The following is a 16,338-nucleotide window of genomic DNA, read 5'->3' as shown; positions in this document are numbered from 1 at the left end:
GTCAGGACACCGTGAACGAGCTCAGCACGGCGAGGTGGTCGGACGGCCAGCTCGTCCCGCCACCGAACGTGCGCGTGCTCTCGGGTGTGATCGATCCGCCGCGGTAGAAGACGAAGTCGATCCGGTCCTGCGGTTCCGGCCTGCCCTGGTTGTCCTTGACCACCGGGGACCAGGTGTCGCCCGGGTCCGCGACGGGGTCGGGCCGCAGCTTCCGGTACGAGTCGGTGAAACCGCGCGAGGTGAACGCCTTCGTGGTCGGCCAGGCCACCTCGTAGCCGCAGTGCCGTGACTTGGCGGCCGCGGTCCAGTCCTGATGGGACGGGCTGTTCAGATCGCCCGCGACGATGCCGGGGCTGCTGCCCGTCCACTCGGCGATCTGCTCGGCCTGGCGGCGGCGATTCGTCTCGTCGGCGAGGATCGTGCTGACGCTGTCCTTGTCGAAGCACGCGTTGTACGGGCCGTATTTCGTGTAGTCCAGGTGGATCGCGTAGACCCAGACACCGGCGATCTTCGCTGTGATGGCCCGCGCGCCCGTGTCGTTCCAGGACTTCCAATCGGTGTCCTGGATCGGCAGGGCGCTGATCACGTCGATGTCCCAGCCGGGTTCGGTGTGCTGCCAGCCCAGCGCGTCGGCGATGGCTTCGGTGGCGCCACCGCCGGTCTCCGAAAGCGCCACCACGTTCGCACCCGAGGCGCGGATCTGGTTCACCACCGAACCGATCCCGCCGTGCGAGCCCCGCATCCAGATGTTGAAGCTCAGCACGGTCAGGTTCGTTGCCGCGGCGGCCGGGGTGGCGACACCGGCCATCGTGAGCAGGAGGACGGCGAGGACGCCGGCGAGGCGGCGTTTGGCGGAGGTCACGGGATCTCGGTCTACCGGTGGGACGCGGGAAAAGTCCAGCCGTCAGGCGAGTGTTCAACGGCGGGCCAGGCGCCGGACACCTCAGCCGTCGCCGGCGAGCGAGCCGCTGCCCTTGGGACCGGTCACTATGACGCGGCTGCTCACCGCGGTCCCGAACGGCACGATCGTGACCTGCCACGTCTGCGGTGACCCGACGTCGATCGTGCTCGTCGCCCTTTCGACCAGGGGCGGGACACGGTCGACGGGCAGGGCACGGAGGTCGAAGCGCGGCACCTGGGCGCCCGTCGGCGCGAAGACCACGGTCAGCCGTCGCTCCTCGACGACCACGGTGATCACCTGGGAGACGTCCGTGGCCTGCGCCAGCGCGTCGATCGCCCGGCGTAACTCCCCCTCGCCCAGCAGAGACCTGTCGACGTTCACGGTCGCGGATCCCGACGAGGAAGTGGTCACGCTGGACTGCGGCTCTTCAGTGCGCTCAGGCGTTTCCGGTGCGAACAGTTCGGCGCGGAACAGGAAGAGCACGAGCGCCGCGCCGAGCAGCAGCCCGAGGAACGCGAGCGCGCCGAACAGGCAGCCCTCCGGTGGTTCCTGGACCAGGCTGGACTCCGGAGCGGACTCGATCACGGCACCGGCCACGCGGCGCTCCCATTCCGGTGACAGCCGCTCCGCGATCCGCGCCTTCCATGGCCGGTCCGGCGGGTACCGGACGACGAGGATCCCGCCCGGCCGATAGTCCGGGAGGTCGACCAGGTTGACGCCGTGGGTGATCTTCACGCGATGCGTCGCCGCGCCGTCGGGCGCGACGGTGAGGTCGAAATCGACCGGGATGTCCCCCGTCTCGGTGCCGCCCGCCCGGAGGCTTTCGATCTTCGCGAGCGCGACCACCGGGGCCGTCCGCGCCTCGCGAGCGCGTCGCGGTGCCCCGGCGAGGTAGCGCAGGATTCCGTAGACGACCGGGAGTCCCACGCCGGTGATGATCAGCGGGCCGTACTCGATGATGATCCCCACGACGAAGGCGCACAGGGTCGTTCCGACGACGATTCCCGTCAGGAACCCGCGGGCGAGAGCGACCGGTCCTGCCACAGCCGACATGAACGTATCTCCAGACTTTCGGGGTGGGGCTCAGCTCGCGGGCAGCCAGTCACCGAGGGCGGGATGGCGCCGCAGCGCCACGAAGATCTTCTTATCGTCTGAAGGTGAAGCCGGGTCGAACAGCACTTCGGCGGCCGAGATGGTGGTTTCCCGGGTTCGGCGGGTGACCCGGTGCCGGACGCCCGCGAGGTCAAGGAACGACACCGTCACGTTCGCGCCCACGACCCGGGTACCCGACTCGTCTCCCGCCAGGCGCAGCTTCACTTCGACGATTTCGGCGGGTGTCCGGCGCCCGTGTCGCAGCAGCCGGTCCCTGGTCCGGACCATCCCGGCGTACCGGCGCGAAACCTGGACCGCGTACCACGAGACCAGCGCCGTCAGGACGAACAGGAGCGCGGGCACCCACCGGTCGGCGTAGTACATCAGCCACGCCAGGAACCCCCACTTTTCGTCTTCGTGGAAGACCGGGTCGACAGCGGTGCCGACAGCGAGCGGCGGAAGCCACCCTCGCGACGAAACCCAGACGCCGGCCGTACCGGCCGCGAAGACCAGCACGGCCGGGAACACCGGTCCCGACGGCCGTCCTTGGTAGCGCCGCACGGCTGCCCCGGTGAGACTGCCTGCCGCGAGGCAACCGAGAAAGCCGAAGGTCCCCCACACGGGACCGTACGGAGGTTCGGCGTCGCCACGGTCGTCGAAGACGCTGTCGATCGCCATGGTCCGGAGCTGCTCAAGGAGGTCTCCGAAGCCGTGTCCGGCCAGGAAACCGCAGGCCAGGCTGACGACCGAAGCCAGGATCCCACCCACGAGGAGGCGGCGGTCTCCCCGCAGGCGCTCGACGCGGTCGTGCCGGGCCCGCTCCGGGTCCACTGTGTTCATGACGCTCACCTCCGTCCGGCTCGCGTCCAGCTTCCGGTGCGCCCGGCGCTACCGAACCCACGTTTTGATTCCTAATTGCATTAGGCAAGTACAGAATGGACTATGGTAACGTCGTCGTCATGGCACGAGCGGGACTGAGCACGGAGCGCGTGATCCAGGCGGGCGCGGAGATGGCCGACGAGGTCGGCTTCGAGCAGGTGACACCGACGGAGCTGGCGAAGCGGTGCGGCGTCAAGACCGCGAGCCTGTACTCGCACGTGAAGAACGCCCACGAGCTGAAGACCGGGATCGCCCTGCTGGCCTTGGCGGAGCTCGCCGAACTCGCCGCCGGCGCGGTGGCGGGCCTGGCGGGCAAGGACGCGCTGATCGCCTTGGCGAACGTCCATCGCGACTACGCCCTCGCGCATCCCGGCAGATTCGCCGCCGCGAGGTTCCGGCTCGCGCCCGAGCAGGCCGCCACCAGCGCCGGCGTCCGGCACGCCGAAATGATGCGCGCGATCCTGCGCGGCTACGACCTGGCCGAACCACATCAGACGCACGCGGTCCGGCTGCTGGGCAGTGTCTTCAGCGGCTTTGTCGGACTGGAGGCCGCCGGCGGCTTCAGCCACAGCACCCCCGGCTCACCGGAGAGCTGGTCCGAAATCCTCGACGCGCTCGACGTCCTGCTGCGCGCCTGGCCCCGAAGGAAATGACAGAGGAAATGCTCACGACCCCGATCACCGCCGCCCTCGTCCGGGGCGCCCTGGACCTCGAACACACCGAACGCGGCGTCCTCCCCCACCGGCTTCCCCCGCAGGCCAGGCAGCAGATCCCCGACGGACAGCTGGCCATGACCGAAGCGCAGCCCTCCGGCGTGCGGCTGGTCTTCCGCACCGCGGCGACGGTCGTCGAACTCGACATCATCGCCACCAAGCGGGTCTACCTCGGCGCGCCGCCCAGGCCCGACGGCGTCTACGAACTGCTCGTCGACGGCCGGCTCGCGGGGCGGGCGAGCGTGACCGAAGGCGACACGCTCACCATCGACATGTCCACCGGCTCCGCCGAGTCCAGGCCCGGCCCCGTGCGCACCCTGCGCTTCACCGGCCTGCCAGGCGAGGACAAGGACGTCGAGATTTGGCTGCCGCACGACGAAGCCACGCGGCTGGTCGCCTTGCGCACCGACGCGACAGTCCACAGTGCACAGTCGAGCGGCCGCCGTACTTGGCTTCACCACGGCAGTTCCATCAGTCACGGTTCCAATGCGGCGACCCCGACCGGGACCTGGCCCGCCACGGCCGCGGCCCTCGCCGGAGTCGACCTGATCAACCTGGGCTTCGGCGGCAGCGCGTTGCTCGACCCGTTCACCGCCCGCGCGATGCGGGACACCGCCGCCGACCTGATCAGCGTCAAGATCGGCATCAACCTCGTCAACTCGGACGGGATGCGGCTGCGCGTGTTCGGCCCGGCCGTGCACGGTTTCCTGGACACCATCCGGGACGGGCATCCCACCACGCCGTTGCTGGTCGTCTCGCCGATCCTCTGCCCCATCCACGAGCACACCCCCGGCCCCTGCGCGTTCGACCCGGACGGCCTGCGCGAAGGGAAAGTGCTGTTCACGGCCACCGGCGATCCCACGGAGGTCAAGGCGGGGAAGCTCACGCTCACGACGATCCGCGGCGAGCTCGCCCGCATCGTCAAGGAGCGGAGCGCGACCGACCCGAACCTGAGCTACCTCGACGGCCTCGACCTGTACGGCGAAGCGGATCATGCCGAGCTGCCGCTGCCCGACCGCCTCCACCCGGACGCGGCCACGCACCGGCTCATGGGTGAGCGCTTCGCGAGGCTCGCCTTCGGAGGTACGTGGGCTTCGTGAGTGGCTAGGCCAGGCGTATGAACCCGACCGTGCCGAACTCCGTTTGCAGTGCGCGAATACATCGGTAGGCCGAACGGCGGGATACCTATCTTTCTTCCTGTCCAACGAAAGTCGGTATCCGCCGTCGGCGGCGCGGACCACCATGATCGGCACCGGATCATCGGTGCCGGGCCACCTTGGCCGTGCCCGGCGACCCCACTGTGTCCAGTGCGGCCACCCCTCGCGCTGGATCCTCCCTCGCGAAAGTGAGTCACCGGTATGCGCCCAAACCCCTTAGCCCGTACCGCCACCACCCTGGTGGCCGCGGCCGCGGTCATCGGCTTCCTGGCCCCGTCGACGGCCACCGCCATGACGATCGAGGGCTACTCGCCCACCGTGCAGCAAGAGGCCGTGACGTCCCTCGCGTCGGACGCCGGGATCAGCCAGGCCGCCGCCGTCGAGTTCCTCCGGACGCAGACGGCCAGCGTCGAAACGCTCCAGAAGGTCACCTCGTCTCTCGGCGACCGTGCCGCCGACGGCTACCTCGACGACGCCGCCAAGCCGGTCGTGAACGTGCTCGACCAGGCCGCGGCGGACCAGGTCACCGCGAGCGGCGCGCAGGCCCGCGTGGTCAAGTACTCCAGCGCGGCGCTGGCGGGCGCGCAGAACGCCTTGCAGGCGTTGCCGACGGTCGCGCACACGTCGATCGGCGTCGACCCGAAGGCCAATCAGATCGTGCTGACGGTGTCCGACGCGGCCAAGGGCTCCGAAGCCCTCGTGAAGGCCGCGAAGGCGCTCGGTGACAAGGTCCGGGTGGAGCGGACCACCGGCGAGATGCACACCGCGATCTACAACGGTGAGGCCATCACCGGCGGCGGCACGCGCTGCTCGGTCGGGTTCAACACCAACAAGGGCGGCCAGAACTACATCCTCGACGCCGGCCACTGCACCCGCGCGGTGTCGCAGTGGAACGTCGGACCGTCGCAGGGCGCGAGCTTCCCGAACAACGACTACGGCCTGATCCGCAACACCAGCGGTAGCGGCCCCGGCGCGGTCACCCTGTGGAACGGCTCCACCCAGCGGATCGCCTCCGCCGGCTCCGCCACCGTCGGACAGCGGATCAGCAAGAGCGGCAGCACCACGCGCCTCACCTCGGGCTCGGTGCAGCGGCTGAACGTCACGGTGAACTACTCCGAAGGCTCGGTGTACCAGCTGATCCAGACCAGCGCGCTGGTCAACCCCGGTGACTCGGGCGGCTGCCTGTTCGCCGGCAGCGTCGGCCTGGGCATCACCTCGGGCAAGGGCAGCGGGACCTCGTACTTCCAGCCAATCGGCGAGGCCATGAGCGCCTACGGCGTCGCGCTCAACCAGTAGTTCCTCCCCGAGCCGGGTTCCGGTCACTCCGACCGGGACCCGGCTTCGGCCTGCGCGTGGAAGTGCTCGACAGCGTGGTCGCGAAAGCGCTGGGCGGCGACGGAAAGATAGGTGTCCTCGCGCCAAGCGACGCTGAGTACGCGCCGGCACTCGGGGTCGTCGACCTCCAGCCAGGCCACCGTCGTGCTCGTGTCCGCCCGAAGCCCCAGAGAAGGCACGAACGCGACGCCGAGACCCGCGTCGATGAGCTGGAAGAGCACCGCGGCTTCGTCGCCCTCGCAGACGATGTGCAGGTCGAGACCCGCCTTCGTGAAGAGGCGCTCGACAAGCGCTCGCTGCCAGTAACCGGGCCGGGTGGTGAGGAACGGCTCGCCCGCGAGATCCGCGAGTGCGACGCGGCCGCGTCCGGCGAGCCGGTGACCGGCCGGAACACAGAGCATCACCCGTTCGTCGAGCAGCACACGACTCCGGATGTCGTCGCCGGACAAGGGTTGCGACGTGACGCACAGGTCGACGTCGCCGGATCGCAGCTTCTCCGACATCCCCTCCGCCGAAGACTGGGACAGCCGCAGGTCCACCAGCGGATGAGCCGGAACGAAGGTGCGAAGCGGTTCAGTGAGAGCGAGCAGGCTTTCCGCCGCGACAGTGACGATGCCGCGCTCCAGCCCGGCGGCGTCGTCGAGTTCCTGACGGGCGTCGTCGAGTTCGGCCAGCGCGCGGTCCACGCGGCGGAGGAACGCGGCGCCGAACCTGTTGAGCCGGATCCGGCGGCCGTGCCGGTCGAACAGGGGTACGCCGAGATCGTGCTCCAGCCTGGCCAAGGTCCGGCTGAGCGAGGGCTGCGCGACCCGCAGTTTCTCGGCGGCGCGGCCGACGTGTTCGAGCCGGGCGACCGTCTGGAAGTACCGCAGGGCCAGGAGATCCACCACTGATACCTCACTTGTTATGAACAGATAACCGAACTTGTCTTGGACAGCATAAGACGTCGGCTCTTACGTTCGATCACGTGAGTGAAACCCTGACCAGCCCGAGCCGGAAGGCGAACGGGACGCTGGTGGTGAACCGGGTGCTCGTGAGCATCCACGCCGTCGCGATCATCGGCCAGCCGGTGTTCGCCGGCGGTTACCTCGGCGGCGCCTACGACATGCTGTCGCTGCATCACGTGGGTGCCGACGCCGTGTCGTTCGTGGCGTACGCGCAGCTCTTCGCGGCGCTGGCCCTCTGGCTGGTGCGCGGGCCGCGCTGGCTGTTCTGGGTCAGCCTGCTGCTCGCGGCGGGTGAGACCGCGCAGTACTTCGCCGGGCTGGCGGGCGCGCTCGATCTGCACATCCCCCTCGGCGTCGCCCTGGTCACCGGCATGGTGCTGACGACCGTCGCCGTCTGGCGGCCACAGACCTGGCGGGCGAGCCGATGAGCCGCAAGCTGCCTCGCAGGACGTTCTTCGGGCTCGCCGGCGGGGCCGGGGTCCTCGTCGCCGCCGGAATCGCGGCACCCCGGCTGATCGCGCAGGGTTCCCCCGGGACCGGCGAACTGCTGCGCAGCGGACTCCCGTTGCCGCCGCCGTTCCAAGTGCCACTGCCGATCCCGCCGGTCCTGCGTCCACAAAGGACGGCCGACGCCGATCACTACACGATCACCCAGCGCGCGTCGACGGCGGAGATCCTGCCCGGTGTCCGAACGCCGATCTGGGGCTACGACGGGATCTTCCCCGGCCCGACGATCGAGTCCCGGCGGGACCGGACGGTGGTGGCGCACCACCGCAACGAACTCCCGGTGCCGACCGTGGTCCACCTGCACGGCGGGCACACGCCCGCCGAATCCGACGGCTACCCGACCGACCTCGTCCTGCCGAAGTCCGGCTGGGACGCCGGGCACACCGGCCATGGCATGGTCGACGCCCGCGCCCGGATCTCCGACGGCGAGCGCGACTACGTCTTCCCGTTGCGGCAACGGGCCGCGACGCTGTGGTACCACGACCACCGCATGGACTTCACCGGCCCGGCCGTGTACCGGGGGCTGGCGGGTTTCCACCTGATCCGCGACGGCGAGGAAGACGCCCTCGGGCTCCCGTCCGGCGAGCGTGAACTGCCGCTGATGATCGCCGACCGCTCCTTCGACGAGCATGGCGCCTTCGCCTATCCCTCGCTCGACCGGACGCTGCGGACCACTCCGGGCGTGGAAAGTGCTTACGTGGAGGGCGTTTTCGGTGACGTCATCCTCGTCAACGGCGCGCCGTGGCCCGTCCACGAAGTCGCGGCGGTGCGGCATCGGCTGCGCTTCCTGAACGGCTCCAATGCCCGCCGTTACGACCTGGCGCTCGATCCGCCGCCGCCCGGCGGGGGCGGTTTCGTCCAGATCGGCGCGGACCAAGGCCTCCTCGACGCACCGCGCGCACACGACCATCTCCCCATCGCCCCCGCGGAACGGTACGACGTCGTCGTCGACTTCGGCCGGTACCCGGTCGGCACCGAGGTCACCCTCGTGAACCGGCTCGGCACCGGCTCGACCGCCCAGGTCATGCGGTTCGTCGTCGCCCGACGCGCACCGGACGAAAGCCGGGTTCCCGCGAAGCTCGCGGAAATCCCGCCGCTCCCCCGGGAACAGGCCACGACCACGCGTGACTTCTCGTTCCGCGCGGGCACCGTCCACGGTCGCGCGGGCTGGGTGATCGGCGGGGAACCGTTCTCGCCGGATCTGATGTCGGCCAGCCCGCGCCTCGGCGACACGGAGATCTGGCGGTTCGTCGCCGACATCCACCACCCCGTGCATCTGCATCTGGTGGGGTTCCGGATCCTCTCGCGCGGCGGGCACGAACCCGGCCCGTTCGACGGTGGCGTCAAGGACACCGTGGACCTCGCCCCCGGCGAGTCGGTCGAGGTCATCGCCCGCTTCGACGGCTACCGCGGCCGCTACGTCTTCCACTGCCACAACGCCGAACACGAGGACATGGCGATGATGGCGAACTTCGAGGTGCTCTGAAACCGCGAGTGTGGCGATCTCGCGTGATCAGAGACGGAACTCGCGTGATCAGAGACGGATCTCGCGTGCTTGAAGGCGGAACTCGCGAGATCCGTCTCCAGACACGCGAGATCCGCCTTCAAGCACGTGTGTTCCGCCTTCAAGCACGCCGGACCGGGTTGGTCAGTTCGCCGACGCCCTCGATCGCCACCGTCACCTCGTCCCCTGGCTCCATCGGGCCGACCCCGGCCGGGCTGCCGGTGAGCACGACGTCGCCGGGGCGCAGGGTGAACCAGCGGGTCACCCAAGCGAGGATCTCGGGCACGCCGAAGATCATCTCCCTGGTGGTGGACCGTTGGGCGATCCGGTCGTTGATCCGGGTGGTCACCGCGAGATCTCCGTTCTCGACGCCGGTGGTGATCCAGGGTCCGAGCGGCAGGAACGTGTCGGCGCTCTTGGCCCGCGCCCACTGGCCGTCGGCCCGCCAGTCGTGCGCGGTGACGTCGTTGGCGCAGGTGTAGCCGAGGATGTGCGCCGCCGCGTCCTCGACGGTCAGGTTCCGCGCGGTCCTGCCGATGACGACGGCCAGTTCTCCCTCGTACTCCAGGCGTTCCACCTCGGACGGACGCAGGATCGGCTGCCCGGGACCGGTGACGGCGTTGGGAGCCTTGAGGAACAGGGCCGGCCGCTCCGGCCACGGGCGGCCCTTTTCCTTCAATTGACAGGGATAATTGCTGCCGACGCAGACGATCGTGCGCGGATCGCACGGCGCGAGCAGCCGGACACCGGACAGCGGGCCGACGACCTCACCGGGACCGGTGACAGGGTCGTAAGTGAGCACGAGGTCGTCGTCGACACATCCCGTCCGGGCGGTTCCCTCGACGTCGAAGCGGATCAGGCGCATGTCAGCCACCCAGCGCTTCGCGGACGAGTTCGAGCGGGTGCCACGCGGTCCGGCCCGCGCCGTGGAAGATCTGCTGGCGACACGAAACTCCGGTCGCGGCGACAAGTGTCTCAGCCGGTTCCTGTTCCAGGGCGGGGAAAAGCCGGTCGCGGCCGACGGCCATCGAGGTCTCGTAGTGTTCGGCCTCGAACCCGAACGAGCCCGCCATCCCACAGCAGCCGGAGTCGATCTCGGCCACCTCCAATCCTGGGATGCGGCGCAGGAGCGCCATCGTGGCGGCAGTCCCGACCTCGGCCTTCTGATGGCAGTGGCCGTGGAAGACCACCCGCCGCCCGCTGAGCCACGATCGCTCCGGCAACGCGAGCCTGCCGTCGTCGATGGCCTCGACGAGCAGTTCCTCGACCTGACGCACCCGTTCCTTGATCTGCTGTGCTTCGGGGAGTTCCGGGAGCAGCGCCAGGGTCTCGTCCCGCAAGGTGAACACACACGACGGCTCGCATCCCACGATCGGCGAACCCGGCTCGGTGTCGCGGGCCAGTGACGTCACCAGTCCGGTCGCCTTCTTCTTGGCGTCGTCGAGCAGGCCTTTGGACAGGCTCGATCGCCCACAGCAGCCGCCGGAAGCGAGTTCCACCGCCCAGCCCGCGCGTTCGAGAAGCTCAATGGCCGCCTTGCCGATCTGCGGTTCGGTGAAGGTGGTGAAGGAATCCGCCAGCCAGTTCACCGTTCCCGCCGTCCCGGGCGCGGTCGCCCGGCGGCGGTTCCAGCGCACGAGGTTGTCCCGCACGAACCTCGGCAGCGGCCGTTCCGCCTTGATGCCCACAGCTCGTTCCATCAGCTTGCGGAGCGGCCCGATCCGGCCGGGCACATTGGACAGCGGCGCGGTGGCCGAGCCCAGCCGGTTGAGGAACCTGATCGAGCCGAAGATCCGGGACCGCAGCGGCGTGCCGTGCAGTTCGTGGTGCTGGTGCAGGGTTTCGGCCTTGAGGGAGGCCATGTCGACGCTCATCGGGCATTCGCTCTTGCAGGCCTTGCACATCAGGCACAGGTCGAGGATCTCGTTGAGCCGTTCCCCGCCGAGCGCGGCCTTCGGATCGGGCTCGGAGAGCGCCTTGACCAGCGCGTTGGCGCGGCCCCGCGTGGAGTGCTCCTCCTGCAGGGTGACCTGGTACGACGGGCACATCACGCCGCCGGTGGTCTTGCGGCACAGCCCGATGTTCATGCAGCGGTCGGCGGCGTCGCGCATCCCGCCTCCGCCGATGACCTCGAACGACAGCGTCGTCCGCAGCGGCGGCGCGGGCGGCAGGGCGTCGCGGTCACGCAGGTTCTCGGTCATCGGAGGCGCGTCGACGATCTTGCCGGGGTTCATCGTGCCCGCCGGGTCGAACAGCTTCTTGACCTGGCGCATGGCTTCGTAGAGTTCGTCACCGAAGATCTCCCGGTTGAACTCCGAGCGCGCCAGGCCGTCCCCGTGTTCGGACGAGTTCACGCCGCCGAATTCCGCCACGAGGTCCTTGATCTTCTCCGCCACCACGCGCATCGTGTCGACCTGCGCGGGATCGGTGAGGTCGACGAACGGCCGGATGTGCAGGCAGCCGACCGAACAATGGCCGTAGAACCCGGCTTCGAGGCTGTGCTCGTCGAGGATCTCCTTGAACCGCGCGGTGTACTCCGCGAGGTGCTCGGGCGCGACGGCGGTGTCCTCGATGAACGCCAGCGGCCGTTTGGTGCCCTCGCCGGCGGCCATCAGCAGCCCGAGGCTGGACTTGCGCACCTTGAGCAACGCCGCCTGTTCGGCGGCCGTGACCAGCTTGAGCGTGTGATAGCCGTGCCCGTTGCGCTCCCACAGCGCGGCGATCTCGTCGAGTTTGGCCGCCAAGACGGTTTCGTCGTCGCCGGAGAAGGACACGAACAGCAATGCCGCCGGGTCGCCGACGAGGTGGTTGCCGAGGTCGGCGTACTCGATCTTCCGCCGTGACAGGTCGAGGATGGTCTTGTCCATCATCTCGACCTGATGCGGCTCGCAGCCGAGCGCGTCGAGCGTGGCCGAGATGGCGCCGTGCGTCGTCTCGAAATGCCCGACCGCGTAGACGGTCTTCTTCGGTTTGGGCACCAGATCGACTTCGATCCGCGTGGCCAGTACGAGCGTCCCTTCTGCTCCGACGACGAACTTGGCCAGGTCGAAGGGATTGCCGTCGCCGTATCCGGCGAGGCGGTCGAGCCGGTAACCGCAGGCGCGGCGCCAGAACACCGGCATCCCCTTGGCGATGGCGTCCTCGTGCGCCGTGACGAGGACGGGAAGTTCGCGGTAGATGCGGCCTTCGAGGGTGTCCGCCTCGGCGCGGCGCACGCGTTCGGTCTCACTCACCGGCTCGAATCGCGCGGTGGAGCCGTCGGCGAGGACGACGTCCAGCGCGCGGACGTGGTCGATGGTCATCCCGAAGGTGAGCGACCCGGAACCCGCCGAGTTGTTGCCCGCCATCCCGCCGATGGTGGCGCGGTTGCTGGTGGAGGTGTCGGGCCCGAACATCAGCCCGTGCGCGGCCGCCGCCTTGTTCAGCTGGTCCTGGACGACGCCGGGTTCGACGACGGCGGTGCGCGCGACGGGGTCGAGGTCGATGATCCGGTTCATGTGCCGGGACAGGTCGAGCACCAGGCCGGGGCCGACGGTCTGCCCGGCCAGGCTGGTGCCCGCCCCGCGCGGGACGACGGGCACGCCGAACTCCGCCGCGGTGGCGACGGCCGCGGCGACCTCCTCCTGATCGAGCGGGAACACGACACCGCGCGGCATGATCGAGTACATGCTCGCGTCGCGGGAGAACAGGTGGCGCGTGTAGTCGTCGAAGGCGACTTCGCCCTTGATCCGCGCGTGCAGCGCGTCTTCGAGCGGGCTGGTGCGGGTGAGTTCGGCGGTCATCGGCGGGCCCTCAGTCGTTCTGCAGCAGTTCGAGGGCGTCCTGCAGACCGCGCGGATCGGCGGGGGCACCGGCGAGCGACAGTCCCATTTGGACTCCCGCGAGGGTCCCGGCGAGCGTGAGATCGTTGAACGCGCCGAGATGCCCGATGCGGAAGATCTTCCCGGCGAGTTTCCCCAGTCCGGCGCCCAAGGACATGTCGAACCGGTCGAGGATGATCGCGCGGACCTTGTCGGCGTCGATCCCTTCGGGCATCAGGACCGCGGTCAGCGCGCCGGAATGCTCGCGCTCGTCCTGGCAGAGCACCTCCAGCCCCCAGCCGCGCACGGCGGCTCGCGTGGCGGCGGCGTGCCGGGCGTGGCGCGCGAAGACGTTCTCGAGACCCTCCTCGTAGAGCAGGCGCAGGGCTTCCCGCAGGCCGTACAGGAGGTTGGTGTTCGGGGTGTAGGGGAAGAAGCCGCGTTCGTTCGCCGCGAGCATCGGGCCCCAGTCCCAGAAGACCTTCGGCAAGGCCGCTGTCTTCGCGGCGTCGAGAGCCTTGTCGCTGATCGCGTTGAAACTCATGCCCGGCGGGAGCATCAGGCCTTTCTGTGAGCCCGCGACGGTGACGTCGACACCCCATTCGTCGTGCCGGTAGTCGATCGAGCCCAGCGACGAGATGGTGTCGACCAGCAGCAGCGCGGGATGTCCGGCGGAGTCGATCGCGGCGCGGATCTCCGGCACCCGGCTGGTGACGCCGGTGGAGGTCTCGTTGTGGACCACGCAGACGGCCTTGATCCGGTGCGCGGTGTCCGCGGCGAGCTTCGCGGCGACCACCTCGGGGTCGGCACCGTGCCGCCAGTCCCCCGGCACGAAGTCGACGTGCAGTCCGAGGCCCCGCGCCATCTCCTGCCACAGCGTGGCGAAGTGGCCGGTCTCGAAGGCCAGCACGGTGTCGCCGGGGGCGAGGGTGTTGGTCAGCGCCGCCTCCCACGCGCCGGTTCCGGTGGCGGGGTAGAAGACCACCGGGTTCGTGGTGCCGAAGACGGGCTTGATATCCCGCAGCAGCCCGGTCGCCAGCTCCTGGAACTCGGGTCCTCGGTGGTCGATGGTGGCCGCCGACATCGCCCGGAGCACCACGTCCGGGACGTTCGTCGGGCCCGGGATCTGCAGGAAGTGACGTCCGGCCGCGTATGTCATGTGCGCCTCCACGCTCGGCTTCGAGATGTTCCACAGAGCGAAACCTTGGTCTCGCTGCTTGAAAGGTATACCGTGTACCGAACTCCGTCGAGGGGGTACCCGGAACAAGTTCGACCCGATTCCCTGAATGTGTCAGCGCCGACCGCAGAGGATTCCGATGTCCATACAACTCGTCACAGTCGTGGCGCTCGCCCTGGTGTTCCTGATCGCGACCGTGCTTCCGGTCCACATGGGAGCGCTGGCGTTCGTCGCCGCATTCGTGATCGGCACGGCGTTCGCCGGGGAGAGCACCGACGACATCGTCTCGGGCTTCCCCGGCGATCTCTTCGTCATCCTGGTCGGGGTGACGCTGCTGTTCGCGATAGCCAAAGGCAACGGCACCGTCGACCGGCTCGTGCATCTGGTGGTGCGTGCCGTCGGCGGACGGATCGCTCTGATCCCCTGGGTGATGTTCGTGGTCACCGCGGCGCTGACCGCGGTCGGCGCGGTGGTGCCGGCGGCGGTGGCGATCATCGCCCCGATCGGCATGGGTTTCGCCCGCCGCTACTCGATCAACCCGCTGCTCATGGGCCTGCTGATCATCAACGGCGCCAGCGCGGGCGGCTTCTCCCCCATCAGCATCTTCGGCAGCATCGTCAACGGCGTCGTCGCGCGCGACAACCTGCCGAGCAGTCCGGGGCTGTTGTTCGCGTCTTCCTTCGCCTTCAACCTGGTGCTGAGTCTCGTGGTGTTCTTCCTCTTCGGCGGCCGCGAACTGATCCGCCGGTCTTCGACCGCCGGCACCCGGGTCGCCGCCGCGGCGACCGTGAGCGTTTCTTCGGCGGGCACGACGATCACCGTCGACCCGGACGAATCCACACCTTCCGGCGGCGGTACCGACGAGCCCGAGGAACGCCACCCGCTCACTCGCGACCACGTGTTCACCTTGATCGGGCTGGCGGCGCTCGCGGTGGGCGCGCTCGTGTTCAAACTGGACGTCGGTTTCACCGCGCTGACCGTGGCGACGGTGCTGTCCCTGGTCTCACCGGGGTCGGCCAAGGCCGCCGTCGGCGAAGTCGCGTGGCCGACGGTGCTGTTGATCTGCGGGATCGTCACCTTCGTCTCGCTGATGGAGCGGGTCGGCACGATCGACTGGCTGGGCAAGCTGGTGACACAGATCGGTTCGCCACTGCTGGCCGCGATCCTGATCTGCGCGATCGGCGCGGTGGTTTCGGCGTTCGCGTCGACGACCGGGATCCTCGGCGCGCTCATCCCCCTGGCCGTGCCGTTCCTGCTGGCGGGCGAGGTCGGTGCGGTCAGCATGATCATCGCGCTGGCGATCTCGTCGTCGGTGGTCGACTCGTCGCCGTTCTCCACCAGCGGCGCCCTGGTGGTGGCGAACGCGCCGGCGGGCCAGAACGACAGGGTGTTCCGGGGCCTGATGATCTGGGGCTTCAGCATGTGCGTGATCGCGCCCGTCACGACCTGGCTGCTGTTCATCCTGCCCGGCTGGGGCTGAGCGGGGTCCACATCGGACGGTCCGCGAAAGCCGTCCGATGTGGACTCTTCGCTAGCGGGAGCGGCGCTCGGCCAGCCAGCGCTCGGAGTCGGGAGTGCCGCCGTCGAGCCGGTCCACCACCTCGTCGAGGAAACTGCCGTGACCGTGGTCAGCGAGTGCCTTCAGCACCGCGTCGGGATCGCCGCCCTCGATGATCGTGAGCAGTTCGCGGTGCCGCTCGACGTTCTGCATCAGCGATTCGCCGTCACGACGGGCGCTGCGGTTGAGCGCCATGCACAACTGCATCTGCAGGGAAAGCGCGCGATAGGCCTCGGTGACCCGTTCGTGCCCGGCCAGCGCGACGATCGACTGGTGGAAGTCGTACTTGCGCTGCGTGAAGACGCCTTCGTCTCCGTCGAGGCCCGCTTGTTCGAAGGCGGCCAAGGCGTTCCGGCAGTCCTGCAGCCGCTCCGGTGAGCGGACCGGGACGCCGATCCGGACGGCGAAGGCTTCCAGCTCTTCGCGCAGGGTGATGATCTCGTAGACGTCGTGGCGGGTCAGGGGGCGGACGATGACACCGCGCCGCGGATGGGGCACGACGAGCCCCTCGAACGCCAGCACCTGCAACGCTTCGCGCAGCGGCGGGCGGGACACCCCGAGCCGCTCGGTGAGCTTGGCCTCGACCAAACGCGTGCCGGGCGGGAGTTCGCCGGAAAGTATCATCGCGCGCAGCGCCTGGGTGGCCAGATCGGCCATGCTCGGCGGCGCGACGATCCGGCCGTGCTCGTCCTGCACGGCGGCCGTGGAACTCGTGGTCATCCGAACCCCCTTATCTTCTGTATACGGTATATCAATCACTTTCCGTCG

General features: G+C 69.2%; 14 protein-coding genes. 6 read left to right on the top strand and 8 right to left on the bottom strand.

What is annotated here, in order from left to right; translation table 11 throughout:
• Position 1: 1 nt before the first annotated feature.
• The 3 genes from ACFWMR_RS08955 to ACFWMR_RS08945 form a co-directional block, all read right to left on the bottom strand.
• Positions 2-862: an endonuclease/exonuclease/phosphatase family protein gene (locus ACFWMR_RS08955; RefSeq protein WP_378378002.1), complete on the bottom strand. Its 861-nt coding sequence runs from the start codon at positions 860-862 to the stop codon at positions 2-4.
• Between the two features lie 81 nt (positions 863-943).
• On the bottom strand, positions 944-1,954 hold the full coding sequence (locus ACFWMR_RS08950) for a hypothetical protein (protein ID WP_378378001.1): 1,011 nt from the start codon (positions 1,952-1,954) through the stop codon (positions 944-946).
• A gap of 30 nt (positions 1,955-1,984) precedes the next feature.
• Complete coding sequence (locus ACFWMR_RS08945) at positions 1,985-2,833, bottom strand: hypothetical protein (protein WP_378378000.1); 849 nt, start codon at positions 2,831-2,833, stop codon at positions 1,985-1,987.
• A gap of 119 nt (positions 2,834-2,952) precedes the next feature.
• Here ACFWMR_RS08945 and ACFWMR_RS08940 point away from each other — a divergent pair, with 119 nt between their 5' ends.
• The 3 genes from ACFWMR_RS08940 (at position 2,953) to ACFWMR_RS08930 (ending at position 6,038) form a co-directional block, all read left to right on the top strand.
• The gene (locus ACFWMR_RS08940; RefSeq protein WP_093933874.1) at positions 2,953-3,525 is read left to right on the top strand and encodes a TetR/AcrR family transcriptional regulator; all 573 of its coding nucleotides are present in this window, start codon (positions 2,953-2,955) and stop codon (positions 3,523-3,525) included.
• 8 nt (positions 3,526-3,533) lie between these two features.
• Complete coding sequence (locus ACFWMR_RS08935) at positions 3,534-4,685, top strand: GDSL-type esterase/lipase family protein (RefSeq protein ID WP_378377999.1); 1,152 nt, start codon at positions 3,534-3,536, stop codon at positions 4,683-4,685.
• A 258-nt stretch (positions 4,686-4,943) separates the two neighbouring features.
• Positions 4,944-6,038 (top strand): S1 family peptidase, encoded by a 1,095-nt coding sequence (locus ACFWMR_RS08930; RefSeq protein WP_378377998.1) that lies wholly within the window; start codon positions 4,944-4,946, stop codon positions 6,036-6,038.
• A gap of 23 nt (positions 6,039-6,061) precedes the next feature.
• Here the strand turns inward: ACFWMR_RS08930 and ACFWMR_RS08925 are convergent, their stop codons facing one another.
• Positions 6,062-6,964 carry a LysR family transcriptional regulator gene (locus ACFWMR_RS08925; RefSeq protein ID WP_378377997.1) on the bottom strand — a complete coding sequence of 301 codons (903 nt, stop codon included), beginning with the start codon at positions 6,962-6,964 and terminating at the stop codon, positions 6,062-6,064.
• A gap of 80 nt (positions 6,965-7,044) precedes the next feature.
• Between ACFWMR_RS08925 and ACFWMR_RS08920 the strand changes: the two genes are divergently transcribed.
• Both ACFWMR_RS08920 and ACFWMR_RS08915 read left to right on the top strand, forming a co-directional pair.
• Positions 7,045-7,452 (top strand): hypothetical protein, encoded by a 408-nt coding sequence (locus ACFWMR_RS08920; protein WP_378377996.1) that lies wholly within the window; start codon positions 7,045-7,047, stop codon positions 7,450-7,452.
• Positions 7,449-9,017, top strand: coding sequence for a multicopper oxidase family protein (locus ACFWMR_RS08915; RefSeq protein WP_378276262.1), 1,569 nt, complete (start codon positions 7,449-7,451; stop codon positions 9,015-9,017). The genes ACFWMR_RS08920 and ACFWMR_RS08915 overlap by 4 nt, the downstream gene beginning before the upstream one ends.
• Before the next feature lie 139 nt (positions 9,018-9,156).
• Here ACFWMR_RS08915 and ACFWMR_RS08910 read toward each other — a convergent pair whose 3' ends face one another.
• From ACFWMR_RS08910 to ACFWMR_RS08900, 3 genes are read right to left on the bottom strand one after another with little or no spacing between them, the layout of a single operon-like run.
• Positions 9,157-9,900, bottom strand: coding sequence for a fumarylacetoacetate hydrolase family protein (locus ACFWMR_RS08910; protein ID WP_378377995.1), 744 nt, complete (start codon positions 9,898-9,900; stop codon positions 9,157-9,159).
• A 1-nt stretch (position 9,901) separates the two neighbouring features.
• The gene (locus ACFWMR_RS08905) at positions 9,902-12,817 is read right to left on the bottom strand and encodes an FAD-binding and (Fe-S)-binding domain-containing protein (protein ID WP_378377994.1); all 2,916 of its coding nucleotides are present in this window, start codon (positions 12,815-12,817) and stop codon (positions 9,902-9,904) included.
• A gap of 10 nt (positions 12,818-12,827) precedes the next feature.
• A complete protein-coding gene (locus ACFWMR_RS08900; RefSeq protein ID WP_378377993.1) occupies positions 12,828-13,994 on the bottom strand; it encodes a pyridoxal-phosphate-dependent aminotransferase family protein in 1,167 nt (388 codons plus the stop codon).
• A gap of 157 nt (positions 13,995-14,151) precedes the next feature.
• On the opposite strand from ACFWMR_RS08900, the gene ACFWMR_RS08895 reads away from it, so the two are divergent.
• Positions 14,152-15,492, top strand: coding sequence for an SLC13 family permease (locus ACFWMR_RS08895; RefSeq protein WP_378377992.1), 1,341 nt, complete (start codon positions 14,152-14,154; stop codon positions 15,490-15,492).
• Positions 15,493-15,543: 51 nt separating this feature from the next.
• On the opposite strand, the gene ACFWMR_RS08890 is transcribed toward ACFWMR_RS08895, so the two are convergent.
• On the bottom strand, positions 15,544-16,290 hold the full coding sequence (locus tag ACFWMR_RS08890) for a GntR family transcriptional regulator (protein WP_378377991.1): 747 nt from the start codon (positions 16,288-16,290) through the stop codon (positions 15,544-15,546).
• Between the last annotated feature and the right edge of the window lie 48 nt (positions 16,291-16,338).

The sequence above is a fragment of the Amycolatopsis thailandensis genome, assembly GCF_042723255.1.
GTDB lineage: Bacteria > Actinomycetota > Actinomycetes > Mycobacteriales > Pseudonocardiaceae > Amycolatopsis > Amycolatopsis thailandensis.
The sequence above is the reverse complement of the archived record's forward strand: the minus strand, read 5'-3'. Positions and strand labels throughout refer to the sequence as shown.